22 protein-coding genes are annotated in these 24,929 nt (G+C 71.0%); 13 read left to right on the top strand and 9 right to left on the bottom strand.

Going from position 1 to position 24,929, the window contains the following annotated elements; translation table 11 throughout:
- Positions 1–71: 71 nt before the first annotated feature.
- The gene (locus tag MXD57_RS26520; RefSeq protein ID WP_250404549.1) at positions 72–485 is read left to right on the top strand and encodes a hypothetical protein; all 414 of its coding nucleotides are present in this window, start codon (positions 72–74) and stop codon (positions 483–485) included.
- Between the two features lie 60 nt (positions 486–545).
- On the opposite strand, the gene MXD57_RS26515 is transcribed toward MXD57_RS26520, so the two are convergent.
- Complete coding sequence (locus tag MXD57_RS26515) at positions 546–2,894, bottom strand: transglycosylase domain-containing protein (protein WP_250404548.1); 2,349 nt, start codon at positions 2,892–2,894, stop codon at positions 546–548.
- Between the two features lie 235 nt (positions 2,895–3,129).
- Here MXD57_RS26515 and MXD57_RS26510 point away from each other — a divergent pair, with 235 nt between their 5' ends.
- From MXD57_RS26510 to MXD57_RS26490, 5 genes are all read left to right on the top strand, one after another.
- A complete protein-coding gene (locus MXD57_RS26510; RefSeq protein WP_374114752.1) occupies positions 3,130–4,116 on the top strand; it encodes an SPFH domain-containing protein in 987 nt (328 codons plus the stop codon).
- Positions 4,113–4,367 carry a hypothetical protein gene (locus tag MXD57_RS26505; RefSeq protein WP_250404547.1) on the top strand — a complete coding sequence of 85 codons (255 nt, stop codon included), beginning with the start codon at positions 4,113–4,115 and terminating at the stop codon, positions 4,365–4,367. Before MXD57_RS26510 ends, MXD57_RS26505 begins: the two co-directional genes overlap by 4 nt.
- A 163-nt stretch (positions 4,368–4,530) precedes the next feature.
- Positions 4,531–5,055, top strand: a complete 525-nt coding sequence (locus MXD57_RS26500) for a PadR family transcriptional regulator (RefSeq protein WP_250404546.1) — start codon at positions 4,531–4,533, stop codon at positions 5,053–5,055.
- Positions 5,052–5,741 carry an ABC transporter ATP-binding protein gene (locus MXD57_RS26495; protein WP_250404545.1) on the top strand — a complete coding sequence of 230 codons (690 nt, stop codon included), beginning with the start codon at positions 5,052–5,054 and terminating at the stop codon, positions 5,739–5,741. The genes MXD57_RS26500 and MXD57_RS26495 overlap by 4 nt, the downstream gene beginning before the upstream one ends.
- Entirely contained in the window at positions 5,738–8,119 is a 2,382-nt protein-coding gene (locus MXD57_RS26490; protein WP_250404544.1) for an ABC transporter permease, read from the top strand. Before MXD57_RS26495 ends, MXD57_RS26490 begins: the two co-directional genes overlap by 4 nt.
- A 67-nt stretch (positions 8,120–8,186) precedes the next feature.
- On the opposite strand, the gene MXD57_RS26485 is transcribed toward MXD57_RS26490, so the two are convergent.
- On the bottom strand, positions 8,187–9,140 hold the full coding sequence (locus tag MXD57_RS26485; protein WP_250404543.1) for a LysR substrate-binding domain-containing protein: 954 nt from the start codon (positions 9,138–9,140) through the stop codon (positions 8,187–8,189).
- Positions 9,141–9,273: 133 nt separating this feature from the next.
- On the opposite strand from MXD57_RS26485, the gene MXD57_RS26480 reads away from it, so the two are divergent.
- The 5 genes from MXD57_RS26480 to MXD57_RS26460 all read left to right on the top strand — a co-directional run bounded on the left by MXD57_RS26480 (position 9,274) and on the right by MXD57_RS26460 (position 15,997).
- Positions 9,274–9,828: a peroxiredoxin gene (locus MXD57_RS26480; protein ID WP_250404542.1), complete on the top strand. Its 555-nt coding sequence runs from the start codon at positions 9,274–9,276 to the stop codon at positions 9,826–9,828.
- 3 nt (positions 9,829–9,831) lie between these two features.
- Positions 9,832–10,374 carry an alkyl hydroperoxide reductase gene (locus MXD57_RS26475; protein WP_250404541.1) on the top strand — a complete coding sequence of 181 codons (543 nt, stop codon included), beginning with the start codon at positions 9,832–9,834 and terminating at the stop codon, positions 10,372–10,374.
- Positions 10,375–10,699: 325 nt separating this feature from the next.
- A complete protein-coding gene (locus MXD57_RS26470; protein ID WP_250404540.1) occupies positions 10,700–11,239 on the top strand; it encodes a hypothetical protein in 540 nt (179 codons plus the stop codon).
- A gap of 177 nt (positions 11,240–11,416) precedes the next feature.
- On the top strand, positions 11,417–15,445 hold the full coding sequence (locus MXD57_RS26465) for an SGNH/GDSL hydrolase family protein (RefSeq protein ID WP_250404539.1): 4,029 nt from the start codon (positions 11,417–11,419) through the stop codon (positions 15,443–15,445).
- Positions 15,446–15,544: 99 nt separating this feature from the next.
- Complete coding sequence (locus tag MXD57_RS26460) at positions 15,545–15,997, top strand: hypothetical protein (protein WP_250404538.1); 453 nt, start codon at positions 15,545–15,547, stop codon at positions 15,995–15,997.
- Here MXD57_RS26460 and MXD57_RS26455 read toward each other — a convergent pair.
- The 5 genes from MXD57_RS26455 to MXD57_RS26435 all read right to left on the bottom strand — a co-directional run bounded on the left by MXD57_RS26455 (position 15,953) and on the right by MXD57_RS26435 (position 22,526).
- Entirely contained in the window at positions 15,953–17,338 is a 1,386-nt protein-coding gene (locus MXD57_RS26455; protein ID WP_250404537.1) for an AI-2E family transporter, read from the bottom strand. The two genes, MXD57_RS26460 and MXD57_RS26455, sit on opposite strands and share 45 nt — an antisense overlap.
- 168 nt (positions 17,339–17,506) lie before the next feature.
- Positions 17,507–18,211, bottom strand: a complete 705-nt coding sequence (locus MXD57_RS26450; RefSeq protein ID WP_250404536.1) for a transglycosylase SLT domain-containing protein — start codon at positions 18,209–18,211, stop codon at positions 17,507–17,509.
- Positions 18,212–18,640: 429 nt separating this feature from the next.
- Positions 18,641–19,966 carry a PhoH family protein gene (locus tag MXD57_RS26445; RefSeq protein ID WP_250404535.1) on the bottom strand — a complete coding sequence of 442 codons (1,326 nt, stop codon included), beginning with the start codon at positions 19,964–19,966 and terminating at the stop codon, positions 18,641–18,643.
- A gap of 385 nt (positions 19,967–20,351) precedes the next feature.
- Positions 20,352–21,125, bottom strand: a complete 774-nt coding sequence (locus tag MXD57_RS26440; RefSeq protein WP_250404534.1) for an isoprenyl transferase — start codon at positions 21,123–21,125, stop codon at positions 20,352–20,354.
- Between the two features lie 615 nt (positions 21,126–21,740).
- Positions 21,741–22,526 carry a class I SAM-dependent methyltransferase gene (locus MXD57_RS26435; RefSeq protein WP_250404533.1) on the bottom strand — a complete coding sequence of 262 codons (786 nt, stop codon included), beginning with the start codon at positions 22,524–22,526 and terminating at the stop codon, positions 21,741–21,743.
- A gap of 53 nt (positions 22,527–22,579) precedes the next feature.
- Between MXD57_RS26435 and MXD57_RS26430 the strand changes: the two genes are divergently transcribed.
- Positions 22,580–23,089, top strand: a complete 510-nt coding sequence (locus MXD57_RS26430; RefSeq protein ID WP_250404532.1) for a DinB family protein — start codon at positions 22,580–22,582, stop codon at positions 23,087–23,089.
- Between the two features lie 25 nt (positions 23,090–23,114).
- On the opposite strand, the gene MXD57_RS26425 is transcribed toward MXD57_RS26430, so the two are convergent.
- Entirely contained in the window at positions 23,115–23,600 is a 486-nt protein-coding gene (locus MXD57_RS26425) for a GNAT family N-acetyltransferase (protein ID WP_250404531.1), read from the bottom strand.
- A 202-nt stretch (positions 23,601–23,802) separates the two neighbouring features.
- Between MXD57_RS26425 and MXD57_RS26420 the strand changes: the two genes are divergently transcribed.
- A complete protein-coding gene (locus MXD57_RS26420; RefSeq protein WP_250404530.1) occupies positions 23,803–24,183 on the top strand; it encodes a DUF192 domain-containing protein in 381 nt (126 codons plus the stop codon).
- Positions 24,184–24,310: 127 nt separating this feature from the next.
- Here MXD57_RS26420 and MXD57_RS26415 read toward each other — a convergent pair whose 3' ends face one another.
- Entirely contained in the window at positions 24,311–24,925 is a 615-nt protein-coding gene (locus tag MXD57_RS26415) for an OmpA family protein (protein WP_250404560.1), read from the bottom strand.
- Positions 24,926–24,929: the final 4 nt, after the last annotated feature.

Here is a 24,929-nt window from a genome sequence, read left to right as displayed (position 1 = left end):
CACCCCTAGGGTCTGTATCGACCACGCGTTCGATCATGGACGCCATCTCGGTACGGAACGGGGAATCATCCATGCACAGGACCATCAGGCGGAGCCTGGTGACGCTGCTCGGCGCCGCCGCGCTGGCCACCGCCCAGGCGGGTGTCGCCTCAGCGAACGACCTGGACAAGTCCGCCGAGTCCTTCCCCGCGGGCTCACGTGTGACCTGGCACGCGGACGGCGAGCACCTGCTCGTGAAGGACACCGTCGCGGACAGTCACTCGGCGGTCGCGATCTTCCGGTGGTGGGACCAGTCGGAGGGCCGTTACCACACGTTCACGTACTTCAACCGGAGCGGTGCAGGCACCACCCGCGACGTGAACCTGGACCTGTACGAGCACACCACCGTCAACTTCCGCGCCTGCATCGGCGACTGGAAGGGCAGCCTGGAGAAGAGCGCGAGCACGGTCCGCAACTGCAGTAGCTGGGAAGTCAGCATGGCCTGACCGCGACGGCGGACGAAGAGGGGCGCCCGGACCTTTCCGGGCGCCCCTCCTGTCGTGTGCCTACTGGCCGAAGCCGTCGGCCGGGTTGAGCGGATCCTCCGTGGCGGGCTCCGTCGGCGGCTCGCTGGACGGGCTCTGGGACGGCGACTGGGAGGGTGACTGACTCGGCGACCGCGACGGGGTCTGGGACGGCGTCTGCGACGGCGACTCGGACACCGGCGGCGGTTCGCTGCTCGGTGAGCTGGACGGGGTGTCGGACGGCGACTCGCTGACCGTCGGGGTGTCCGTCGGCTCGACGGCCGCGCCCTGGGTGGTCTCCAGATCGAACTCGGACTTCTCGGTGACACCGAAGGTGTAGGCCGCCCAGATCTCCGCCGGCGGACCGCCGCCGTTGACCCGGCCGCCGCCCATCGCACCGCTGAGCGAGACGTGGTCGTTCTTCTTGATCGGCTTGCCGTCGCAGTTGGTGCCGCCGGACTTGCCCGCCTCGCCGAACAGGCCGACGGAGGTGACCAGGTCGGGGGTGTAGCCGGTGAACCAGGCCGAGCGGTTGCAGTCGGAGGTACCCGTCTTGCCCGCGACCTGCTGGCCGTTGCGCAGCGGGTTGCCCGCCACGGAGGTGCGGGCGGTGCCGTCGTCGACCACCCCGGTGAGCACCGAGGTCACGCTGTCGGCGACCGTGCGGCTGATCACCTGGTCGCCGATGGCGTCGGGCATGTCGACCGAGCGGCCCTTCTGCTCGGCCGCCTTGACGATGCTGGGCGTCACCTCGCGGCCGTGGTTGTCGAAGGTGGCGTAGATGCCGGCCATCTCCAGCGGGCTGGCGCCCATGGAGCCCAGCGTCTGCGCGGGCACCGCCTGCATGCCCTCGGTGTCCATGCCGAGCTGCTTCGCGGTGCTCATGACCTTGTCCATGCCCACGTCGACGCCCATCTGTGCGAAGACGGAGTTGACGGACTGGTTCATGGCCTGCTGGACGGTGATGGGCCCGTAGCTGCGGTTGTCCTCGTTCGGCGGTGCGAAGCCGACCTTGGCGCCGTGGTCGAGGGCCTGGCGGCGGCTGGTGCCGTCGTAGATCGTGCTCGCGTCGATCGTCTTGCCGTCCTGCGTGCCGGCGTCCTGCGCCAGCGCGGCGGCGAAGATGATCGGCTTGAAGGTGGAGGCGGGCTGGAAGTCCCGGCGGGTGGCGTTGCTGGTCCAGTGGTCGAAGTAGTTCTTGCCGCCGTACAGCGCGACGATCCTGCCGGTCTTCGGGTCCACCGACACGGCGCCGGCCTGGACGTCGTCGTCGACCTTGCGCTTCTTCGGGTCCAGCTTGCTGGTCAGCCGCTCCTTGACCGCCTTCTCCAGCGCGGCCTGCTTCTTGCGGCTGACGTTGAGGGTGATGGTCCAGCCCTGGCTGTCGACCTTGGCCGCCGCGTCCGACCTGGACAGGCCCTCGTCACGCATCAGCTTCCGGGCGAGCTCGTCGTTGGCGAGCCGGACCAGGTAGCCCTTCTGGCCCTCCATGCCCGGGGCGCCCTTGGGCTCCTTGGGCACCGGGAAGCTCATGGCGTCCCGCTTGTCCTTGGGCAGCCAGTGCTCCTCGACCATGTTGTCCAGGACGTAGTTCCAGCGGGCCTTGACCAGCCGCTTGCCGGTGGGGGTCGCCGCCGCCCAGTCGTACTGGCTCGGGGCCTGCAGCAGGGCGGCCAGGTAGGCGCCCTGCTGCACCGTGAGGTCCTGGGCGTCGACGCGGTAGTAGGCCTGGGCGGCGGCCTGGATGCCGTAGGCGTTGCGGCCGTAGTAGGAGGTGTTGATGTAGCCGGCGAGGATGTCGTCCTTGGACTTCTCCCGCTCCACCTTGAGCGAGATGACCAGTTCCTTCAGCTTGCGCGAGACGGTCTGGTCCTGGTTCAGGTAGTAGTTCTTGACGTACTGCTGGGTGATCGTCGAACCACCCTGCTTGCCCCGCCCGGACAGGGTGTTGACCAGGCCCCGGGCGGTGCCCCTGAGGTCCACTCCGGGGTCGGTGTAGAAGGACTTGTTCTCCGCCGCCACGAAGGTGCGCTGGACCTCCTTGGGCACCTTGTCCAGAGCCACGATCTCGCGGTTGACCTTGCCGTCGCGGGCCAGGATGCTGCCGTCGCTGTACTTGTAGACGTTGCTCTGCCGCTGGGCGGCGATGTTGCCGGCGGGCACGTCGACCGCCATGTACAGCGCCAGGAAGGCTCCGATGGACAGCAGGCACAGCCCGAAGAACGTGCCGAGGATCTTCTTCCAGGTGAACAGCCTGCGTATTCGGCCCTTGGCGGGCTTGCCGCTGGGCGCCGTCGCCGCCGATTCGGCCGTGGGCTCCGAGCGGCGGCGCTTGGGCGCCGCGCGGCGACCACCGCGCTGTCGCGCTCGTCTCTCTTCCGCTCGTCCCATGAGTCCTACGCTCCCGCTTCCGTCTCAGTGGTCAGCTCCGAAAGCTAACACCCGTCTATATGACAAAGGACGGCCGATCCGCCCTTTTACGGACGTGAGAATCAGCACCCGCCCCAAGGGAACCGACGGTTATCACTGGCCCTGGGTTGCCCCACGGCTTAAAGTGTTATCACTTAGCTAGAAAAGGGATAGACGTCCGGGCGTCCGGACGTCCACGAGAAACGGGGGACCCGCCATGTCCGCACACGACACGTCCGCACCCACACCCGCACCCGCACCCGCACCCGCACCCGCACCCGGCACGTCCGCGGCCGTCGACGTACCCGAGATGCCCGCGCCGCGCGTGCGCGAGTTCCAGGCGCACAGCATCGGTGGCGGCCTCGCCCTGCTCCTCGGCCTGCTGGGGCTCGTCGCGGCCGTTGCCCTGTTCGCCGCCGCCTCGGCGGTGACCGCGGACGGCGCCAAGGCCGGGCTCATCGTCGGCGGCGTGCTCGTCTTCCTCGCCGCCGTGATCGCGATGCGCGGCCTGAACACCGTCGCACCCGGCGAGGCCCGCGTGGTCCAGCTCTTCGGCCGCTACCGGGGCACGATCCGGCAGGACGGCCTGCGCTGGGTGAACCCCCTCACCTCGCGCACCCGCATCTCGACCCGCGTGCGCAACCACGAGACCGCCGTGCTGAAGGTCAACGACGCCTACGGCAACCCGATCGAGCTGGCCGCGGTGGTGGTCTGGAAGGTCCAGGACACCGCGCAGGCGACGTTCGAGGTGGACGACTACGCCGAGTTCGTGGCCACCCAGACCGAGACGGCCGTACGGCACATCGCCATCGAGTACCCGTACGACGCCCACGACGAGGACGGCCTCTCGCTGCGCGGGAACGCCGAGGAGATCACCGAGAAGCTGGCCGTCGAACTGCAGGCGCGCGTGGAGGCGGCCGGTGTGCGGGTCGTCGAGTCGCGCTTCACGCACCTCGCCTACGCTCCCGAGATCGCCTCGGCGATGCTCCAGCGCCAGCAGGCCGGCGCGGTCGTCGCGGCCCGGCGCCAGATCGTGGACGGCGCGGTCGGCATGGTGGAGGCGGCGCTCGCCCGGATCACCGAGCAGGACATCGTGGAACTGGACGAGGAGCGGAAGGCGGCGATGGTGTCCAACCTGATGGTGGTGCTGTGCGGCGACCGCGCCCCGCAGCCCGTGCTCAACACCGGGACCCTCTACCAGTGACGGATCCGTCCGAGCAGGCACCGGGGCGACGGCCTCGGCAGCGCAAGCAGGTGCTGCTGAGGCTGGACCCGGCGGTCTACGACGCCCTCGCGCGCTGGGCCGGGGACGAACTGCGCTCGGCCAACGCGCAGATCGAGTTCCTGCTGCGCAAGGCACTGGCGGAAGCGGGGCGCCTGCCGCGGGACACGGGCCCGCTGCCGCGCCGCGGGCGGCCACCCGGCGGCCCCGCCGCCGGGCCGCCGGCGCACTGACGACGGACACACCCCGGCCGGGCCGCCGCCGCGCACGCGTCGGCGGCCCTCCGTCGTTACCGAATCCGGACAACCGGCTCCCACCTGGGCCGCGCCACAGTGCGTCGGGCATGGGGCACTCCACGTATACACTCGACGTATACACCGTGTGTAGAGTGCTGCCATGTCCATCGGTCACACCCTCCTAGGGCTCCTGGAGTCCGGCCCCCGACACGGCTACGACCTGAAGCGGGCCTTTGACGAGAAGTTCGGTCACGACCGGCCGCTGCACTACGGCCAGGTCTACTCGACGATGTCCCGGCTGCTGCGGAACGGGCTCGTCGAAGTCGACGGGATCGAGTCGGGCGGCGGGCCCGAGCGCAAGCGGTACGCCATCACCGACGCCGGCGTCACCGACGTCGAGCGGTGGCTCGCGAGCCCGGAGAAGCCGGCGGAGTACCTCCAGTCGACCCTCTACACCAAGGTCGTCCTCGCGCTGCTCACCCACCGCGACGCGGCGGACATCCTGGACACCCAGCGCGCCGAGCACCTGCGCAGCATGCGCATCCTCACCGACCGCAAGCGCAGGGGCGATCTCGCGGACCAGCTCATCTGCGACCACGCCCTGTTCCACCTGGAGGCCGACCTGCGCTGGCTGGAGCTGACCGCCGCCCGGCTGGACCGGCTCCGCGCGGAGGTGGCCCGGTGACCCCTCCCCCCGGCTCCCTGCTCGCCGCCGAGGACCTGCGCAAGGCCTACGGCCCGACGCTCGCCCTGGACGGCGCCGCCTTCTCCATCCACCCCGGCGAGATCGTCGCGGTGATGGGCCCCTCGGGGTCCGGCAAGTCCACGCTGCTGCACTGCCTCGCCGGGATCGTGCCGCCCGACTCGGGCTCGATCACCTACGCCGGGCGGGAACTCGCCACCATGAGCGACGTCGAGCGCAGCGCGCTGCGGCGCGGCGACTTCGGGTTCGTCTTCCAGTTCGGCCAGTTGGTGCCGGAGCTGACCTGCGTGGAGAACGTGGCGCTTCCGCTGCGACTCAACGGCACCTCCCGCAAGGAGGCCGAACGGGCCGCGCTGGGCTGGCTGGAGCGGCTGGAGGTGGACGACCTCGGAGGCAAACGGCCCGGCGAGGTCTCCGGCGGTCAGGGGCAGCGGGTCGCGGTGGCCCGGGCGCTGGTCACCGGACCCCGGGTGCTGTTCGCGGACGAGCCGACCGGCGCGCTGGACTCGCTCAACGGCGAGCGCGTGATGGAACTGCTCACCGAGGCGGCCCGTTCCACCGACGCGGCCGTGGTGCTGGTCACGCACGAGGCCCGGGTGGCCGCCTACTCGGACCGCGAGATCGTCGTGCGCGACGGCAGGTCCCGGGACATGGAGCGGGCCGTATGAAGCCGCGCGACGGGGGCCTCCCGCCCGGCCGGGGCCGGGCGCGGGGGTGGGCCGGGGATCTGGCCATGGGCGCCCGGTTCGCCGTCACCGGTGGACGTGAGGGCTGGGTCCGGATGACGCTGACGGCGGTCGGCGTCGGCCTGGGCGTCGCCCTGCTGCTGCTGACCACCGCGCTGCCCAACGTGTTCACCGCCCGCCACCGGGTCGAGGAGGCCCGCTACGACTACTCGTTCTCCGGCACCACACGGCCCAGGGCCGACGACACCGTGCTGGTCGCCGTGACCGACACCCGGTGGCACGCGAAGGACGTCCGGGGCCGGCTCCTCGAACCCGAGGGCTCGCGGGCACCGTTGCCGCCCGGCCTCGGGCGCTTCCCCGCCGCGGGCGAGATGGCCGTCTCCCCCGCGCTGCGGGAACTGCTCGCCTCGGACGGTGCCCGGCTGCTGCGCGAGCGGCTGCCCTACCGGATCGTCGGGACGATCGGCGAGAGCGGGCTGATCGGTTCGCAGGAACTGGCCTACTACGCGGGCGCCAAGGGCCTGGACCCCGACGCGAACGGCGGCGTGCGGGTGGACCGGCTGGTCCGCTTCGGCGACCCGCAGCCCACCACGGAGAAGACCGACCCGGTGCTGCTGCTGATGGTGCTGGTCGTGTTCGTGGTGCTGCTGATGCCGGTCGCCGTGTTCATCGCCGCGGCGGTGCGCTTCGGCGGTGAGCGGCGCGACCGCCGGCTGGCCGCGCTGCGGCTCGTGGGCTCCGACAGCGGGATGACCCGGCGGATCGCCGCGGGCGAGGCGCTGGCCGGTGCGCTGCTCGGGCTGGCCGTCGGTACGGTCTTCTTCCTGATCGGACGTCAGATCGCCGGCTCGGTGGAGGTGCTGGGCGAGAGCGTCTTCCCCGGGTACCTCGACCCCTCCCCCGCGCTGCTCGCGCTGGTGGCGGTGGCGGTGCCGGCGTCCGCGGTCCTGGTGACGCTGCTCGCGATGCGCGGGGTGGTCGTGGAACCGCTCGGCGTGGTCCGGACGGTCCGGCCGGCCCGGCGCCGCCTGTGGTGGCGGCTGCTGCTGCCGCTGGCGGGCCTCGCGCTGCTGTACCCGATGGTCGGCAAGGGCCGCAACAGCGGCGGCTTCAACCAGTATCTGGTGACCTGCGGCGTCCTGCTGCTGCTCGTCGGCGTGACCGCGCTGCTGCCGTGGATCGTGGAGCGGGTCGTCGCCCGGCTCGGCGCCGGCCCGGTGTCCTGGCAACTGGCGGTGAGAAGACTCCAGTTGAGCAGCGGCACGGCGGCCCGCATGGTCAACGGCATCGCGGTGGCGGTGGCCGGCGCGATCGCGCTGCAGATGCTGTTCGCGGGCGTGGAGAGCCAGTACACCGAGAGCACCGGCCGGGACCCCGGACGGGCGTCGATGGAGGTCTCGCTGCCGGAGCGCAGCGACGCCGCCGCCGTGGGCGAGGCGTTCCGCAGGACCGAGGGGGTGCGGGTGTCGGTGGTGCTGTCCACCACCACGGCCGCGGACAAGCGCCGGGACGCGGACAACCTGGTCGACCTCACGGTCGGTGACTGCGCGGCCCTCCGCGAGGTGGCCCGGCTGCCCTCCTGCCGGGACGGCGACGTGTTCACGCTGCGCAACCCGCACTACGACTCCTCGTACAACGACTCCACAGCAGCCGTCGTCCGGCCCGGCCGGCAGCTCTACCTCGACCCGGACGGCTCGGACACGCCCAGCCTCCAGGTGCCCTGGAGGCTGCCGGCCGGCCTCCGGCAGGTGCCCTACCGCGAGGACGCGCTGCAGAACGGCGCCAACGGCCTGCTGGTCACGCGGTCCGCGCTGCCCGCGAAGGCACTGTCCGCGCTGCACGGGCATGTCTTCGTGCGCACCGACGAGTCGGTGCCGGACGCGCCGGAGCACGTGCGCAACACGGCCGCCCGGGTGGACGCGACCGCGGACGTGTTCACCTGGACGGAGACGGAGCAGTCCACGAGGTACACCTCGCTGCGCACCGGCCTGTTCGTCGGCGCGGTCTGTGTGCTGGTGCTGATCGGCGCGAGCCTGCTGGTCTCGCAGCTCGAGCAGCTTCGTGAGCGGCGCAGGCTGCTGTCCTCGCTGGTCGCCTTCGGCACCCGGCGCCGCACGCTCGGCCTGTCGGTGCTGTGGCAGACGGCGGTCCCGGTCCTCCTCGGACTGCTGCTGTCCTCGGCGGTCGGCCTGACCCTCGGCACGGTGCTGCTGAAGATGACGGCGACACCGGTGACGGTCGACTGGGCGAGCGTGCTGTCGCTGACCGGGGCCGGCGCCGCGGTGGTGCTCGCGGTGACCCTGCTCAGCCTGCCCCCGCTGCTGAGGCTGGCGCGGCCGGACGGGTTGCGCACCGAGTAGGCGCGGCGTCCGTGCCGGTACCGGTACGGCGGGGCAGGCGCCCCGCCGTACGTCTCCGGAACGGCGGTCAGGCGTCCAGCACCCGTACGGGCAGGGGCCGCAGCTCCTCGCGCAGGGCCGCCGCCAGTTCCTCGTACTCCATCCCCCGGGCGGTGCCCGCGCGCATGGCGAAGGCGATCCGGCGGCTGGGGGCGGGGTCGGCGAAGTAGCCGGTGCGGAGCCGGCTGCCGCGGGTCGTCTCGACCTTCAGCGCGGTGCGTGGCAGCAGCGTGCAGCCGAGCCCGCCGGCCACGAGCTGCACCAGCGTGGACAGTCCGGCGGCCGTGGTGGTGACCGGCGCGTCCCGCCGTCCGGCCTCGCGGCAGATGTCCAGGGCCTGGTCGCGCAGGCAGTGCCCCTCGTCCAGCAGCAGCAGGTTGAGTTCCCGCAGCGCCTCGCGCGGGATGCCCGCCCGACCGCCGAGCCGGTGGTCGGGCGGGGTGACGAGCGCGAAGTCCTCGTCGAACAGAGGGAGTTCGCTCACGCCGGGGACACCGAGCGGGACGGCGAGCAACAGCAGGTCCAGGCGGCCGGACTGCAGGCCGTCGAGGAGACTGGCGGTCTGCTCCTCGTGCACCTGCAGGTCGAGGTGCGGGTACCGCTCGTGGACCAGGCCGAGCACGGTGGGCAGCAGGTACGGCGCGACGGTGGGGATCACCCCGAGCCGCAGCACCCCGGTGAACGGCGCCCGGACCGCCTCGGCCTCCTCCAGCAGCGCCCCGACCTCGTCCAGCACCGCCTTCGCCCGCACCGCCAGCCGCTCACCGGCGGGCGAGAGCAGCACCTTGCGGGTCGTACGCTCGAGGAGGGTCACGCCCAGGATCTCCTCCAGCGCCGAGACCGCGCCGGACAGGGCGGGCTGGCTCATCCCGATGGCGGCGGCCGCGTCCCGGAAGTGCAGATGCTCGGCCACGGCCGCGAAGGCACGGAGCTGGGACAGGCTTGGCTGGCGCCGCTTACCGCTCGCGCTACCGACAGTCACTGATAGATACCTCCGATCAACCCGACCAAGTGTAGCTATTTCCCGTATCAATGCACCCTGTGCCAACATCAAGAAAGTCCAACCCATGGGTAGCGCCCGCGATCCGGGCGCTGCCTCGCTGCAAGGAGAGCGTGTGCTCACTGTCGGTGACAAGTTCCCCGAGTTCGAACTGACCGCCTGCGTCTCGCTGGAGAAGGGCGAGGAGTTCGACACGATCAACCACAAGACCTACGAGGGCAAGTGGAAGATCGTCTTCGCCTGGCCCAAGGACTTCACCTTCGTGTGCCCGACCGAGATCGCCGCGTTCGGCAAGCTGAACGACGAGTTCGCCGACCGCGACGCCCAGATCCTCGGCTTCTCCGGTGACTCCGAGTTCGTCCACCACGCCTGGCGCAAGGACCACGACGACCTGCGCGACCTGCCCTTCCCGATGATGGCCGACTCCAAGCACGAGCTGATGCGCGAGCTGGGCATCGAGGGCGAGGACGGCTTCGCCAAGCGCGCGGTCTTCATCGTCGACCAGAACAACGAGATCCAGTTCTCCATGGTGACCGCCGGCTCCGTCGGCCGTAACCCCAAGGAGGTCCTGCGGGTCCTCGACGCCCTGCAGACGGACGAGCTGTGCCCCTGCAACTGGAGCAAGGGCGACGAGACGCTCGACCCGGTCACGCTGCTGGCCGGTGAGTGACCCATGTCGCTCGACTCGCTGAAGTCCCGCGTCCCGGACTACGCCAAGGACCTGAAGCTCAACCTGGGTTCGGTCATCGGCAACTCCGACCTGCCGGCCCAGCAGCTCTGGGGCACGGTGCTGGCGACCGCCATCGCCGCCCGTTCCCCGATCGTGCTGCGTGAGCTGGAGCCGGAGGCGAAGGCGAACCTGTCGCCGGAGGCGTACACGGCCGCCAAGGCCGCCGCCGCGGTGATGGCGATGAACAACGTCTTCTACCGCACCCGGCACCTGCTGTCCGACCACGAGTACGGCACCCTGCGCGCCGGCCTGCGGATGAACGTCATCGGCAACCCGGGTGTGGAGAAGGTCGACTTCGAGCTGTGGTCCTTCGCGGTCTCCGCGATCAACGGCTGCGGCATGTGCCTCGACTCGCACGAGCAGGTGCTGCGCAAGGCCGGCGTCGAGCGCGACGTGGTCCAGGAGGCGTTCAAGATCGCCTCCGTGGTCCAGGCCGTCGCGGTGACCCTCGACGCCGAGGCGGCCCTGGCCCAGGCGGCCGAGTAACCGCTGCGGAACTCGACGGCCCCCGCCCATGGGATGGGCGGGGGCCGTCGTGCGTCCGGTGGTGTGACAAGAACTACTCCCTCCGCTCCGGGCCGGAGACCATGAGTGAACACACCGCCGAACGATGCCCGGTTCGCCCCTCCGTGCGAAGAAGCTCCGCATGCCCAGAGTCATAGCGGAATTCAAATCTCCACTTTGCTTGCGAATTACTTTCGACAGGCGCAAAGAGGATCTGATTAGCTCCCCCGGACCACGCGTGCACCGTCGGGCCGCATTTTCCGACGATTGCTCAAATGCAGCTCAAGTTCATTCCATGGGGGAATGCATGTCCATTGGAATCCGTGTCTCGGCGCGGACCGCGCTCGCCGCGGCCGCGGCCGGCCTGGGCCTCCTCGGCGCGGCCGCGCCACAGGTCGCCGCCGCCGACCGGCCGGTACCCGCCGTCTCCGCCGAGGCCGACGGGCACACGAACGCGATCGCGGCGGCGCAGCCCACCGCCACCGCCGCGGGCGCGACCGTCTGCGGTACGGGCTACAAGCTCTACAAGGCACAGATCCTGCCCGACGCGTCCCGCAAGGCGACGCTCTTCGTCTACGTCAAGGGCAGCAACCCCGCGAGCAACGACGCTCCCACCTGCGCCATCCTCGACAACAACACGTCGGGCGCGAAGTGGATGAAGATCAAGCTCTGCTCGAACTACACGGCGGAGGGCTGTGCGAGCGACGCCGGCACCTACTCCGAGTACGCGGGCCCCGTCTACCGCAAACACGGCGGCTGCGGCACCGTCACCTCGCTGATGAAGACCAGCTCCGGCTCGCGCACGTACCTCGTCAACAACGTCCAGGACAGCACCAACTGCAACTAGCAGGCGCCTGAACGGTACGCCGGGTCTTCACGCGTCGCCCGCGTGAAGACCCGGATCGCTGAATTCGAATTCCCGCTCCCGTCCGTCCCGCAGGGCTGTCCCGTCCCGGGCGGAGGGGCATTTCGCCGTGCCCGGAAAGGCACGGGAACAACTCAATGAAATACGGGGAAAGCTCCTTTGCGTTCCAAGAGACGAACTCGCGCGCCCCTGGTCGCGCTCCTGGCCTGCGCCGCCGTGACCGGCGGCATGCTCCAGGCGGCGCCCGCCGGCGCCACTCCGGCGTCCCGCCCCTCCGCCCGCGCCGCCACACCGCCGCCCGCGCCCTCAGGCGGGGTACGCGACCCGGGCGGGAAGCTCGGCCGGGGCTGGCGCGGCAGCTCCGACCGCGCGGTCACCGCCGCGGCCGACGCGGACGGCCTGCGGATCCTCGTCGCCGACAGCTCCAGGGCCTACGCGTGGAAGAGCGTCGCGCTGCTGGCCGAGCCGGGCATGCCGGCGGACTCGTGGATCGGCAACCAGTGCCTGATGGACCGCTCGCACGCGGCCGTCGTCTATGCCCCGCGCGCCTTCACCAACAAGCCGGACCTGATGCAGGGCGGCGCCTTCGCCGCCGTCGTCGACCTGACGTCCGGCAAGGTGACCAAGCTGCCCTTCACCGCGTCGCTGGCCTACTTCGACCCGTCCTGCAACACGGCCACGCACCAGGCCGCGTTCACCGGCTTCCGGGACATGAACGACGCGGCGAGCACCCGGACCCGTGTGATCACCGTGGACGTGTCCGGCAGGACGACGGGCACGGCGGCGGCCCGCGGTGAGATCACCAGCGCCGTTCCGGTGAAGGACGGCGCGGTCGCCGCGCTCGGCAGCCGCCTGGTCCACCTCGACCGCTCCGGCAAGGTGAAGAACCTCGCGGACACGGACGGTGCCCCCTTCGACATCCGGCCCGCGGCCGGCGGCCGGATCGCCTTCCTCGACCGTGCGGGCCAGTCCACGGCGCACGCCAGGCTGTACACGGGCCACGGCCGGCCCAAGAGCATCGCCACCGGCAGGCTCGGCGACCTCGACCTCATGCCGGGCGACGCCGGCCGGGTCTTCCTCACCGGCCGGACCAAGGGCTCCCCCGCCACCGCGGGAACCGGCGTCACACGCCTGAACGCCCCGGCCGGCACCGACGTGTCCTCGCGGGGCAGGCTCGCCGTCGAGCCCGTGCTGACGCCCGGTGTCCGCGCCGGCCTCACCCACATCAAGGGCGCGGGCAAGGGCTTCACCAAGTCCGCGGAACCCGGCTCACGGACGGCGGCGCCCGCCGACGAGGGCGGCAGGGCGCTGACGGTCACCAGCACCGCCACCACCACCGGGGCGAAGCTGACCCAGAGCGTGCGGCACGACGCCGTCGACGGCTCGGGGAACAACCCCTCCCCGGTCCTGGCCGCGGCCACCGGGAACCACCGGCCGCGGAGCGCCTCCCCGAAGGCAGGGCTGACGGCCGGCTCCCCGACGGACGACGACCGCTGGTGCGCCGTGTCCCGCAACGACATGAAGGTGCAGGCGCTGCAGCCGACGCCGAACCAGGTCGAGTGGGCCGTCGACATGGCGGTGCGCGGCAATCTGAGCGCGAGCTACATCCGCCAGGGCGGATACCGCGACCAGGCCGGTCTCGGCACCGTCGACCCGCAGGCCCTGTTCCCGCTGCCGAAGCTGACCGGCGGCGGCAGGATCCCGGTCAACGTGCTCCTCGGCATCATGGCCCAGGAGTCGAACATGTGGCAGGCCGAGGGCGGGTCGGTCCCCGGGCAGATGGGCAACCCCCTGGCCGCCGTCGACGGCTACTACGGCCACAAGGCCGACCCGAACGACCCGGCCGCCTACTGGCAGATCAACTGGGACAAGTCCGACTGCGGCTACGGAGTCGGCCAGGTCACCGACGGCATGCGTCTGGCCGGGCACGAGAAGCCGGGCGAGACCAGCCTGTCGCCCGCCCTGCAGAAACTCGTCGCGATCGACTACGCGACGAACATCGCCGCCTCCCTGAAGATCCTCGCCGACAAGTGGAACGAGGTCCACAAGACCGGCCAGAAGATCACCGTCAACAACGACGACCCGGCCTACGTGGAGAACTGGTTCACCGCCGTCTGGAACTACAACCTCGGGTTCAACCCGCCCTCCGAGGCCGGGAAGCACGCGGGGCACTGGGGCCTCGGCTGGTACAACAACCCGGCCAACCCGATCTACGCCAAGGGCTGGGGCCGCCCGTTCATGAACACGGACGTGGACCCGTACGCCGTCAAGGACGCGGCTCATCCGCAGGACTGGCCGTACGAGGTGAAGGTGATGGGCTGGTCCGCCTGGTCCATGGACACCGGCTTCTCCTACGCGACCTCCGGCCGCCAGGACTGGCCGGGCGAGTCCGGCTTCTCCTCCGCCGGCTTCCGCCCCGCCTACTGGAACGGTTCGGACCTGCCGTACCTGTACGAAGGAAGCGCTCGGTACAACCGGGTGCACGTCCAGCCCTCGCTCGACGCGTTCTGCAACTCCAAGAACGACTGCGACCCCGACACGCCGCCGAAGTGCCCGGACGCCGAGTGCTACGCGCAGTACTGGTGGAACCAGCCCAATGTGACCTGGAAGAGCGACTGCGCCGCCACCTGCGGGCACGAGAACATCAAGTACCAGTCCCTGGTGCAGGAACCGGGACGCGGTACCCGTCTGAAGAACGGCACGCCGGTGTGCTCCGGCGCTCCGGCCGGCTCCAAGGTCGTCGCCTCCGTCCCGAACGGAACGCCGACCTGGAGCGACCGGAGCGACTGCGCGACGGTCTCCTCGGCGGGCAGCTTCCAGTTCTCCTTCAACCCCGGCACCGAAGGCCGTTTCGAGGCGAAGGCCGACCTGCATTCGGTGGGCGGCGGCTACGGCGGCCACTACTGGTACGCCCACACGCGCGACGCCGCCCACTTCGGCGGCCCCAGCGGGTACATGACCGTCGACGGCACCTGGACCCTCGGCCAGAGCCTCAACTGGGCACGAGTCCTGGTGCACCTTCCCGACACCGGGGCGCAGACCCGGCAGGCCTCCTACAACGTGCTCGGCACGGACAGCAAGAGCCCCAAGCGGGTCGTGCTGCAGCGCGCGGGGGGCTGGGTCAGCCTCGGCGCGTTCCACTTCACCGGCACCCCGCGGGTGGAGCTGTCGAACGCGACCGAGGACGGAACCGCCGACGAGGACATCGCCTGGGGCGCGGTCGCCTTCCAGCCGCTCGCGGGCAAGCCGGCCAACTCCGTCGTCGCGATGGGCGACTCCTACTCGTCGGGTGAGGGTGCCACCGCGCCCGGTGGCGCCGACCTGTACGCCGAGACCGACCACCCCGACAAGGTGAGCGACAAGCAGATCGACAAATGCCACCGCTCCAAGCTGGCGTGGTCGAGGCAGGCGACGCTCCCGGGATACTCGAGCTCCATCGGTGCCATGTCCGACAACCTCGACCCGAAGATGGACTACCACTTCGTGGCCTGCTCCGGAGCGCGCACCTACAACGTGCTCAGCGAGGGGCAGTCCAGCGAGGTGGCCCAGATCGACACCGGGTACCTGGACCAGAACACCACACTGGTGACGATCAGCATCGGCGGCAACGACGCACGCTTCGCCGACATCATGAAGAAGTGCATCGACCTGCCGATTCCGTCGCTCAGCACGTGCCCGTACTCCGAACTCGACAACGTCGACCCCGCGACCGGCGACAAGACGGGCGGCTCCACCGGTGACCTGAAGGACTGGGCGCCGAAGTGGCTGCACGACGCCGTGCGGCCACAGATCGTCAAGGTGCTCGACGCCGTCCACACCCGGGCGCCGAACGCGAAGGTCGTCCTCATGGGCTACCCGCGCCTTGTGGAGAAGGACCACGGCTGCCTCCCCGGGGCCTACGAGACCGTGGAGAACGACTGGGTGCGTTCACTGGCCGACACACTCGCGACCGAGATGAAGGGGGCCACCGAGGACGCCGGTTCGTGGGCGGTCTTCTCCGACCCGCGAGACAACTTCGACGGCAAGGGGGCCTGCGGTGATCCGGAAGGCATCCACGCTCTCGTGGAGACCGGGCGGGAGCAGGCGGACAACGAGGCGCCGAACCCCTCCATGCAGTCCTTCCACCCCAAGCCGGCGGGGGCCCGGCTCTACGCGGACACACTGGAACAGACCCTCAGGAGCATGTGACGGGGCGCTGATCGAGAACCGCTGATTTCGTACGACCGATCCGGGGGCCTGAGTATCCGGACTCAGGCCCCCGGCCGCCGACTGAGGAAGACTGCTGTCATGAACACCCTCGCCACGGAGCCCACGCACGCGGTACCGCGCGTGGCCGGAGCCGCCGCCACGGGCGCGGTACTGGCCGCCGGTGCCGTGCACCACCTCGCATGGGTCAGGCGGCACAGCGACAAGGCGTGCGAGACGACGGACGGCCTGTGCTTCACATGGTGGGACCTGACGGCCCTTCCGCTGGTCATCGGGGTCGCCCTGATCACGCTGATCGTCGTCTACAAGCGGCTGGGCATACGGCCGCGGCTCGCCGTGATCCCTCCGACGGTCCTGCTGGCACCGCTTCCCCTGTCGGCGGCGCAGACCACGGCGGGCTGGTGGGCCGCCGTGGTCGTGGGCGGGGCCTGGGCGGGCTGCCTCGCACTCACGGCGTGGAGCCGGTTCCGCGTCCTCGGGCTCTCCGCCTCAGGCGCGCTGCTGCTCGCGTCCCTGGTCGTCCTCTACCGCTGAGGACACGACCGACGGCGCCCGCGACGACTCGTCGCCCGGTTCCCGGGCGACCGCGGGGGCCGCCTCGGAGTCCACCGGCACCCCGTCCGGATCGAGCGCAGGTTCCTGTGCGTACCGGCGCAGATACCCCACCACCGTGTTCGTCACCGCCACCAGCGGTACGGCCACCACGGCGCCGCCGATGCCGGCCACCATGCCGCCGGCCGCCACCGTGAGGACGACGGCGAGCGGGTGGACGCGGACCGCGCGGCCCAGGATGAACGGCTGCAGCACGTGGCCCTCGATCTGCTGGACGGCGAGGACCACCACGAGGGTCATCAGCGCGGTGAACACGCCCTGGGTCACCAGGGCCACGATCACCGCCAGTGCGCCGGAGGCGACGGCGCCGACCAGCGGGATGAACGAGAACAGGAAGATGAAGACGGCCAGCGGGACGGCCATCGGCACGTTGAGGAAGTAGATGCCGATGCCGATGAAGACGGCGTCGATGAGGGCCACCAGCACCGTGCCCCGGACGTAGGCCGTCAGGGTGCGCCAGGCGCGCGGACCGGCGCCGGCCACGCCCGGGCGGGCCGCGGCGGGCACCAGCTTCAGGAACCACTGCCAGATGCGCTCGCCGTCGTAGAGCAGGAACAGCGTGGAGAAGAACACCAGCAGGATGCCGGTCAGCGCCTCGACGACGACCTGCACCCCCTCCAGGCCCGCGGACGTTATCTGGTCGGTGTTCGCGCCGATCGCCTCGCGGAGGTTCTTGGCGATCTGGTTGATCTGTTTGTCGGTGACGTGGAAGGGGCTCTTCAGCAGCCAGTTGCGCAGGTCGTCGATGCCGCTCTGGATCTGGTTGGAGAGGGTGTCGATGTTCTCCATGACCTGCCAGGTCACGAACCAGCCCATCAGCCCGATGACGACGAAGCCGAGGATCGCGGTCAGCGCGGTGGCCGGGCCGCGCGGCACCCCGTGCCGCATCAGCCGGGCCACCGTCGGCTGGAGCAGCGCGGTGACCAGCAGGGCGATGACAAAGGTGAAGACCACGAGCTGGATGGCGCTGATGACCCGCATCAGGACCCACACGGTGCCGGCCAGGACCAGCAGGCGCCAGCCCGCCTCCGCCGCCACCCGCACGCCCCAGGGCACCGCCTGGGCCGGGTCGGGCCGTGGTCCGGCCGGTGCGGCCGGCCGGGGTGCGGGCGGTGCCGGGTCGACGGCCCGGTCGACCCTCGGCCGGACGACGGAGCCGGAGCCGGTGTCCTGCTCCACTTCGGCGCGGCGCTCGTCCAACCGCTCACTCATCTCGGTCAGTCCGGCACCGAGCCGGCCCAGCCACCCTGGCACTCGCGACATGATCCGTCCTCTTCCCCCGCCTCCCGGGTGTACGCCACCGCTCACCCGGGAGCCGTTCGCGTACGACCGTACAGTGCGAAAGCCCCTCCCCGTAGGACGGGAAGGGGCTGCGCGGGGTTGAGCGGGGCCGACCCGCCGGCGCGGGACGGCCCGGGGCCGGCCGCCGGCCTAGTACCAGTGGTTGGCCTGCCAGAACGACCAGGCGCCACAGGGGCTGTGGTACCGCTCGTTCATGTAGTTGAGGCCCCACTTGATCTGGGTCGCCGGGTTGGTCCGCCAGTCGGCACCGGCGGAGGCGTACTTGCCGGCGGGCAGGGCCTGGAAGAGACCGTAGGCACCGGACGAGGCGTTGACCGCCTGGTAGTTCCAGCTCGACTCGTGGTTCACGATGTTGCTGAAGCACTGGAACTGGTCGGCCGCCACCATCTGACGTGCCATCGCCTGGATCTGCGCCACGCTGTAGCTGCTCTGCACCGGGAAGCTCGAGGAGTCCCGGGTGGAGCGGGTGGCCGCGGCCTTCGCCTCGGCACGCTCCTTGGCGGCAGCCTCGGCCGCCTCAGCCGCCTTCTTGGCGGCCGCCTTCTTGGCGACCGCGGTCTCGGCTGCTGCCTTGCGGGCGGCTTCCTCGGCGTCCTTCTTGGCACTCGCGTCAGCGGCGATGGCCTGCGCGTCGGCCTGCTGCGTCAGGGACGCGGTCTGCACCTGGGCCTGCTGACCCGCGGGTATGTCCGCGAGGAGCGTGGTGTCGGCTGCCGTCGCCTCGGCGTCGTTGTTCTGGGCGGTGCTGCCCGAGGCAACACCGACGACGCTTCCGACAGCGGTGACCGCGGTGGCCGAGGCCACTGCGAATCCCCGGACCGAAATCCGGCTCACACGGTTTCCTTCCAGCATCGCCCGCTTCGGTGACCCTGGCGGACGCAATCGTGCCCCTGGCACTGGCCTCCCAACTGCGGGGTCACGGGAGGCACGGGCCCGGTGGGCAACTCCCCCAGGGGGAGCGCCGCGTGGTGCGCGGGCGGCATACGACGACGCTATGGAGTTGGAGCGGTGCTTCGGTGGTGCCGTACCTCCCCCATCGCCTCAAGGACGCGGAGGTACCCCCAGGGGTACAGGTGTGTCGTATGCGGGGCCTGACAGGAATGAGACTCTGCCGTAACCAGACACCGGGTGGCAATTCTGAGTTGTGTGTGAAAGGTCACACCTCGTTTGGCCCAGGCGTTTCCTGGAAACCCCCACACGTGCAGGCGCCGCCCGGCTAGGCTCTTGGCCTTTTGCCGAACGGCGCCAAAGGGGCTGATTCCGTCAGATATGACCCTCTTCGAGCATTTCGGTCACAAGGGCCGCGATCTGCGACCTCTCGGACCGGGTCAGGGTCACGTGGGCGAAGAGCGGATGCCCCTTCAGCTTCTCGACCACGGCCACGACTCCGTCGTAGCGGCCGACCCGCAGGTTGTCCCGCTGCGCCACGTCATGGGTGAGAACGACCCGCGAGTTGGCGCCGATCCGGGACAGAACGGTCAGCAGGACGTTCCGCTCCAGGGACTGCGCCTCGTCGACGATCACGAAGGCGTCGTGGAGCGAGCGGCCCCGGATGTGGGTCAGGGGCAGGACCTCCAGCATGCCCCGGGCGGTGACCTCCTCGATGACCTCGCGGCTGGTGACGGCGGAGAGCGTGTCGAAGACGGCCTGGGCCCATGGGCTCATCTTCTCGGCCTCGGAGCCCGGCAGGTAGCCGAGTTCCTGCCCGCCCACCGCGTACAGCGGCCGGAAGACCATCACCTTCTGGTGCTGACGGCGCTCCAGGACCGCCTCCAGGCCCGCGCACAGCGCGAGCGCCGACTTGCCCGTGCCGGCCCGGCCGCCCATCGAGACGATGCCGACGTCCGGGTCGAGCAGCAGGTCGAGCGCGATGCGCTGCTCGGCGCTGCGGCCCTTGATGCCGAACGCCTCCCGGTCCCCGCGCACCAGGCGGACGTTGCCCTCGGCGGTGACCCGGCCGAGCGCCTTGCCGCGCTCGGACTGGATGGTCAGACCGGTGTGCACGGGGAGGCCGGAGGCCTCCGGGACGTACACGTGCCCTTCCTCGAAGAGGACGTCCACCTGTTCGGCTGGAAGGGTCAGTTCGGACATTCCGGTCCAGCCGGAATTCTCCGTGATGGCGAGTTCGGCCCGGTACTCCTCGGCCAGCAGGCCGACCGAGGATGCCTTGATCCTCAGCGGCAGGTCCTTCGAGACGACGGTGACGTCGTACCCCTCGGCCTGCAGGTTGCGGGCCACCGCGAGGATGCGCGAGTCGTTGTCCCCGAGGCGGTAGCCGGTGGGCAGGACGCCGGGGTCCGAGTGGTTGAGCTCGACACGGATGGTCCCGCCCAGTTCACCGATCGGGATGGGGGCGTCGAGGCGACCGTTCTTCACCCGGTAGTCGTCCAGCAGGCGCAGCGCCTGGCGGGCGAAGTAGCCGAGTTCGGGATGGTGCCGTTTGGCCTCCAGTTCCGTGACCACGACGACGGGGAGCACGACCTCGTGCTCCTCGAAGCGGGTCAGGGCGTTGGGATCGGCCAGCAGGACGCTGGTGTCGAGAACATAAGTGCGCCGATCGGGCTTGTGGCGCTTTGTGCTGGTCACCACGGAAGGACGTACCCCCTCGGATGAGGTCGGGGAGCGACGAAGCGGAAGCCGGGCCGGGAGGGCGGGAGCATTGCGACCGGTCCCCGGCCCCCGCGCAGGGCGGGCCGGACACCGGACCTCCGCGGCTGCTTCCGTGCGGTGACCGCACGGTCGGGCTGGTGCAAAGGGCCTCCCGGGCGGACGGCCCCGTGCCGCCCGCTGAGATCCGACACCCGTGGTTCGGGCGTCGACCTGCTTGCCTTATGCCCTGGGAAAAGCGCCGCCATGCAGAAGTGGCCGACAGCGCACCGGTGAACTCCTTGTTACTTCCCACCCAACCGGGGTATACGGGACGCCCCGCCGGTGTGGTGGCCGGCGGGGCGTGCGGTCCGGGCGCCGTGCGGCGTCAGCCGCCGTAACGGCGGTGACGTGCGGCGTAGTCGCGCAGCGCGCGAAGGAAGTCCACCTTGCGGAAGGCCGGCCAGAAGACCTCGCAGAAGTAGTACTCGGAGTGGGCGGTCTGCCAGAGCATGAATCCGGACAGCCGCTGCTCACCGCTGGTGCGGATGACGAGGTCCGGGTCGGGCTGGTCGCCGGTGTAGAGGTGACGGCCGATCATGTCGACGTCGACGGAGTCGGCGAGGCTCTCCAGCGACGTGCCCTTGTCCCGGGCGTCGAGGAGCATGGAGCGCACGGCGTCGGCGATCTCCTGGCGGCCGCCGTAACCGATGGCCACGTTGACCACTATCCCGTCCACATGGCCGGTGGTCTCCTCGGCCTCCTTGAGGACGTCCTGCATCCCGGCCGGCAGCAGGTCACGGGTGCCGACGTGGTGCACCCGCCAGCGGCCGTCGGCGGCGAGGGTGCGGACGACGTCCTCGATGATGCCGAGGAGCGGGACCAGCTCCTCCTGCGGGCGGTCGAAGTTGTCCGTGGACAGCAGCCACAGGGTGACGACCTCGACATCGGTCTCGCTGCACCAGCCGAGGAACTCCTCGATCTTCTCGGCACCGGCCCGGTGGCCGTGGACCGTGGTGGACCCGGCCGCCTTCGCCCAGCGCCGGTTGCCGTCCATGATGACGCCGATGTGCTTGGGCACCTGAGCGTGGTCCAGGTGACCTTCCACCCGGCGCGCGTAGAGCCTGACGAGCAGGCCACGCAGCTTGTCGCGCAGGTTCACGGGATGGACCCTCCGGGGTTTGGGCGGGTGTCGAGGGTACCGCCGGCGGCGGTTCGCCCCCGAGGAAGGGGACGCCGACCTTCCGCCGGGCGGTTCCCGAAGAAAAAACGGGCCGGTCCGTGGGGGGGGAGACGGACCGGCCCGAGGGGGGGTTTCCACCATAACCCTTCGTGAGGGCTGACGCGTGCATCGGCGTCCGACAACTACTCTCCGAAATCGTTCGGCGACGCCGAGGTGCACGCGGAACGCCGGCTTCAAAGGCGCCGCACGACCCGCTCACAGCGGGTTCTCGCGGAATCGGGCGGCAGGAGACGGAGGCGGGAGGGCCTGGGCCGTCCCGGTGAACGCCCGGCGAGTCGCCCCGGGGTCCCCCCGACGGGCTACCCGGCGAGCGAGCGGCGGCTTGACGGCTTCGCCGGCCTTCCGCCGGGCCTCGCGGCATCGCGCAGTCCCCTCCACCGCGCGATGCCGCCCGCGCAGCTTTGCTGACGCGAATTACCTTGGCCTGAACCTACGTGACGAATGAGACGGATGTGAACCGTCCCCGATAACGATGTGGACACCCCGGGAAGGGAGCGGGCGAACCGGGGGGCGGAAAATCCGGTTCCTCCTCTTTCAGGAGGTCGGCTTCCGGACGTCGAAGAGGTGCCGCGCGCTGTGCGCCACGAAGGACCCCTCCCTCCCGATCCCCTCGTGCAGGGCGCGGAGCCGGGGCTCGTACGCCTCGACGGTGAAGCCCGGGACCATCCAGACCACCTTGCGCAGGAAGTGCACGACGGCGGCGATGTCGTGGAACTCCATCCGCAGCCGCTCCGCCCGCAGCTCCACGACCTCGAGCCCGGCCGCCTCCGCGTCCCTCCGCTCGCCCTCGGGATCACGGCCCCGGCGCACGGACTCCGGCTGGGGCCCGAGGAAGTACTCGACCAGCTCGAACACGCTGCTGGGCCCGACATGCTGGGCGAAGTACGTACCGCCCGGCCGGAGCACCCGCGCGATCTCCGCCCAGTGCGGGGTCACCGGGTGCCGGCTGAGCACCAGGTCGAAGGACGCGTCGGCAAACGGCAGCGGCGCGTCGTCCGGGGCCGCCACGACCACCACGCCGCGCGGCCGCAGCAGGGCGGTGGCCCTGGCGACGTTCGGCGGCCACCCCTCCGTGGCGGCGACGAGGCGCGGCGGGTTCGCCCCCGCCCCGCCCAGGGCGATGTCGAGCACCTCCCCGCCCCCGGTCTGGACGTCGAGCGCGGACCCGGCCCGCCCCAGCCGCTCCCCCGCCGCGCGGGCGTACCCCCAGGAGGGCCGCGCCTCACTGGCCCGCCCCTCGAACCAGGAGAAGTCCCAGCCCTCGGTGGGCACGGCGGCGCCCTCGGCGACGAGGTCCTCGAAGGAGCGGTTCTGTCCCATGCGTGCCATCGTCGCAGCCCCGCTGTCATCGGGTCCTGCTAATTTCCCCGCCCATGACGAACTCGCCCGCAGCCGACCCGTCGGAAGAGAAGCACATCCTGCGCACCAGCCTGGACCGCCACCGCGACGCCGTGCTCTGGAAGCTCGACGGACTGGACGACGAGCAACTGCGCCGCCCCATGACGCCGTCCGGCACCACGCTGCTCGGCCTGGTCAAGCACCTGGCCTCGGTCGAGTACGGCTGGTTCGTGGAGACGTTCGGCGGCGCGGTGGAACCGCTGTGGTTCGACCCCTACGCGAGCGAGGACATGTGGATCGCTCCCGACGAGTCGACGGACCGGATCGTCGCCTTCTACGGCCGCGCCCGCGCCGCCGCCGACCGGATGATCGCCGACCTGCCGCTGGAGGCCCTGGGCCGCCCCTCGTGGCGGGACGAGTCCGTCTCCCTGCGCTGGACCCTCGTCCACATGACCACGGAAACCGCCCGGCACGCCGGCCACATGGACATCCTGCGCGAACTGATCGACGGAGCCACCGGCGATCACCGCCCGGCGGCCCGCTGACCGCCCGCGGCCGGTACGGCGCCCGTCACCGGCCCTCCGCGGGAGCGGGCCCGAGCGCGAGCACGGCGTACTCGTCGTCGCCCTCCCGATCCGTGCCGACGCGCTCGAAGCCGTGCCTCTCCAGCAGGCGGACCGAGGCGGTGTTCCCGGAGAAGGGGTCGGCGTACAGGGGACGCACCCGCTCCAGCTCCAGGAAGAGGCCGAGGACACGCGTCCCCACGCCGCGCGCCCAGTACCGGCGGCCGAGCCAGTAGCCGACGAATCTGCGCCCGTCCTGCGCGGTCCAGGAGACGACGCTGCCGGCCACCTCGCCGTCGACGGTGACCGCGCGCACCAGACTGTCGGGGGCACGGAGGATCCGCTCCCGCCAGTGTTCGAGGAAGGCGTCCAGCGGCCGGGGAGTGAACCTCGACCGCCGGACGGCCTCCGGGTCGTTCTCGTAGGCGTGGAGGACGAGGAGGTCGTCGTCCCTGACTTCGCGCAGCCGCACATCGATGGGTTCGCCTGTCATGCGGTGCAGTGTGGCAGCCGCCACTGACAACGCCGCCCCCTCCCGCGCGCTTCCGCCACGGCACGAGGGGGCACCGCGGCGGCGCCCTCCCTCCCGTCTCCCCCGTGGCACCGGGACCCGGGCGGCCCGCCCCGTCGAGCGCGCCCGACGGCGCTTCTCCTTCCCCTCTCCCGGGTACGGTCACCGCGGAGGTGGGCTCGGGATGGCGCGTTGGCGGAACGGGCGGGGCAGGCTGGTCATCCGGCCGGGCGGGGGCGGGGCGGCGGTCACCGTCCCCCTGGAGATCGCGACGTCCTACCGGGCGCGCACGAGGGGGCTGCTGGGCCGTGACGCGCTCGCCGGGGCGATGCTGCTGTCCCCCGCGAGCGGCGTGCACACCTTCCGCATGCGCTTCCCCATCGACGTCGCCCACCTCGACCGCGGCCTCACCGTCCTGGCCGTCCGCACGATGCCCCCCGGTCGCCTGGGCCGGCCGCGGCTCCGGTCCCGCCATGTGCTGGAGGCGGAGGCCGGGGCCATGGCGGAGTGGGGGCTGGTGGCGGGGGCCCGGGTCGAGGTCGACCTCGGCGACCGCGGTCCGTGACCCCGACGCCGGCCCCGCGTGCGCTCACGGTGCGCCGGTGGCGAAGCGGTCGCACCGCCCCGGAAGCGTCGGACGGCCGTAGGGCCACGTGAACGGCCGAGGCGGCAGCGGCCGCGCACCTCTCCGGTCAGTCCTCCGCGCGCGGGAAGGAGACCTCCACCCGGCGGTTCTTCTTCCTGCCCGCCTCCGTCGAGTTGTCGGCGATCGGGTACTGCTCGCCGTAGCCGCGCACCTCGAACGTGACGTTCGGGTCGTTCAGGTCCTGGTCCAGGACGGCCTGTACGGCGTTGGCGCGTTGCCGGGACAGCACGTCGCCGTGGGCGGAGGAGCCGAGGTTGTCGGTGAAACCGAAGACGCGGACGCGGGTCGCGTTCTGCTTCTTGATCTCTTCGGTGATCGTCGCGACACGGGCCTTGGCCTCGCCGCTCAGCCTGGCGCTGTCCTTGCCGAAGAGGACTTCTGCCTGCAGGGCGAAGGTGACGTCGGCGTTGGTGTCCTCCCGCCGCTCGTCCCCGCTCTGGTCCTCGACGACCGACTTGATGTCCAGCACCTTGGCCTCGGCGAGGGTGGCCCCCTCGGGAAGCTTGAGGTCCGGGTCCGTGGGGTCGACCTTCACGGGGGCGGTGGCGGAGGGTTCCGTGCCGGGGGGTTCGCTGGGGGAGGTGCCGTCGGCGCGGGCGGCCGTGCTGAACAGGAGGGTGACCGCGGCCACCGCCAGAGGGAGACGAGTCGTCGTGGGCACGATG

This window comes from Streptomyces cellostaticus (assembly GCF_023630175.1).
GTDB lineage: Bacteria > Actinomycetota > Actinomycetes > Streptomycetales > Streptomycetaceae > Streptomyces > Streptomyces cellostaticus_A.
Note: the sequence above shows the minus strand (reverse complement) of the source record. Positions and strands in the feature narration are given on the sequence as shown.

Excerpts from the sequence above, each read along its gene's own strand:
- MXD57_RS26520 (WP_250404549.1), top strand. The coding sequence starts at position 72 with ATGCACAGGACCATCAGGCGGAGCCTGGTGACGCTGCTCGGCGCCGCC.
- MXD57_RS26515 (WP_250404548.1), bottom strand. The coding sequence starts at position 2,894 with ATGGGACGAGCGGAAGAGAGACGAGCGCGACAGCGCGGTGGTCGCCGC.
- MXD57_RS26510 (WP_374114752.1), top strand. The coding sequence starts at position 3,130 with ATGTCCGCACACGACACGTCCGCACCCACACCCGCACCCGCACCCGCA.
- MXD57_RS26500 (WP_250404546.1), top strand. The coding sequence starts at position 4,531 with ATGTCCATCGGTCACACCCTCCTAGGGCTCCTGGAGTCCGGCCCCCGA.
- MXD57_RS26490 (WP_250404544.1), top strand. The coding sequence starts at position 5,738 with ATGAAGCCGCGCGACGGGGGCCTCCCGCCCGGCCGGGGCCGGGCGCGG.
- MXD57_RS26475 (WP_250404541.1), top strand. The coding sequence starts at position 9,832 with ATGTCGCTCGACTCGCTGAAGTCCCGCGTCCCGGACTACGCCAAGGAC.
- MXD57_RS26470 (WP_250404540.1), top strand. The coding sequence starts at position 10,700 with ATGTCCATTGGAATCCGTGTCTCGGCGCGGACCGCGCTCGCCGCGGCC.
- MXD57_RS26460 (WP_250404538.1), top strand. The coding sequence starts at position 15,545 with ATGAACACCCTCGCCACGGAGCCCACGCACGCGGTACCGCGCGTGGCC.
- MXD57_RS26455 (WP_250404537.1), bottom strand. The coding sequence starts at position 17,338 with ATGTCGCGAGTGCCAGGGTGGCTGGGCCGGCTCGGTGCCGGACTGACC.
- MXD57_RS26435 (WP_250404533.1), bottom strand. The coding sequence starts at position 22,526 with ATGGGACAGAACCGCTCCTTCGAGGACCTCGTCGCCGAGGGCGCCGCC.
- MXD57_RS26430 (WP_250404532.1), top strand. The coding sequence starts at position 22,580 with ATGACGAACTCGCCCGCAGCCGACCCGTCGGAAGAGAAGCACATCCTG.
- MXD57_RS26425 (WP_250404531.1), bottom strand. The coding sequence starts at position 23,600 with ATGACAGGCGAACCCATCGATGTGCGGCTGCGCGAAGTCAGGGACGAC.
- MXD57_RS26420 (WP_250404530.1), top strand. The coding sequence starts at position 23,803 with ATGGCGCGTTGGCGGAACGGGCGGGGCAGGCTGGTCATCCGGCCGGGC.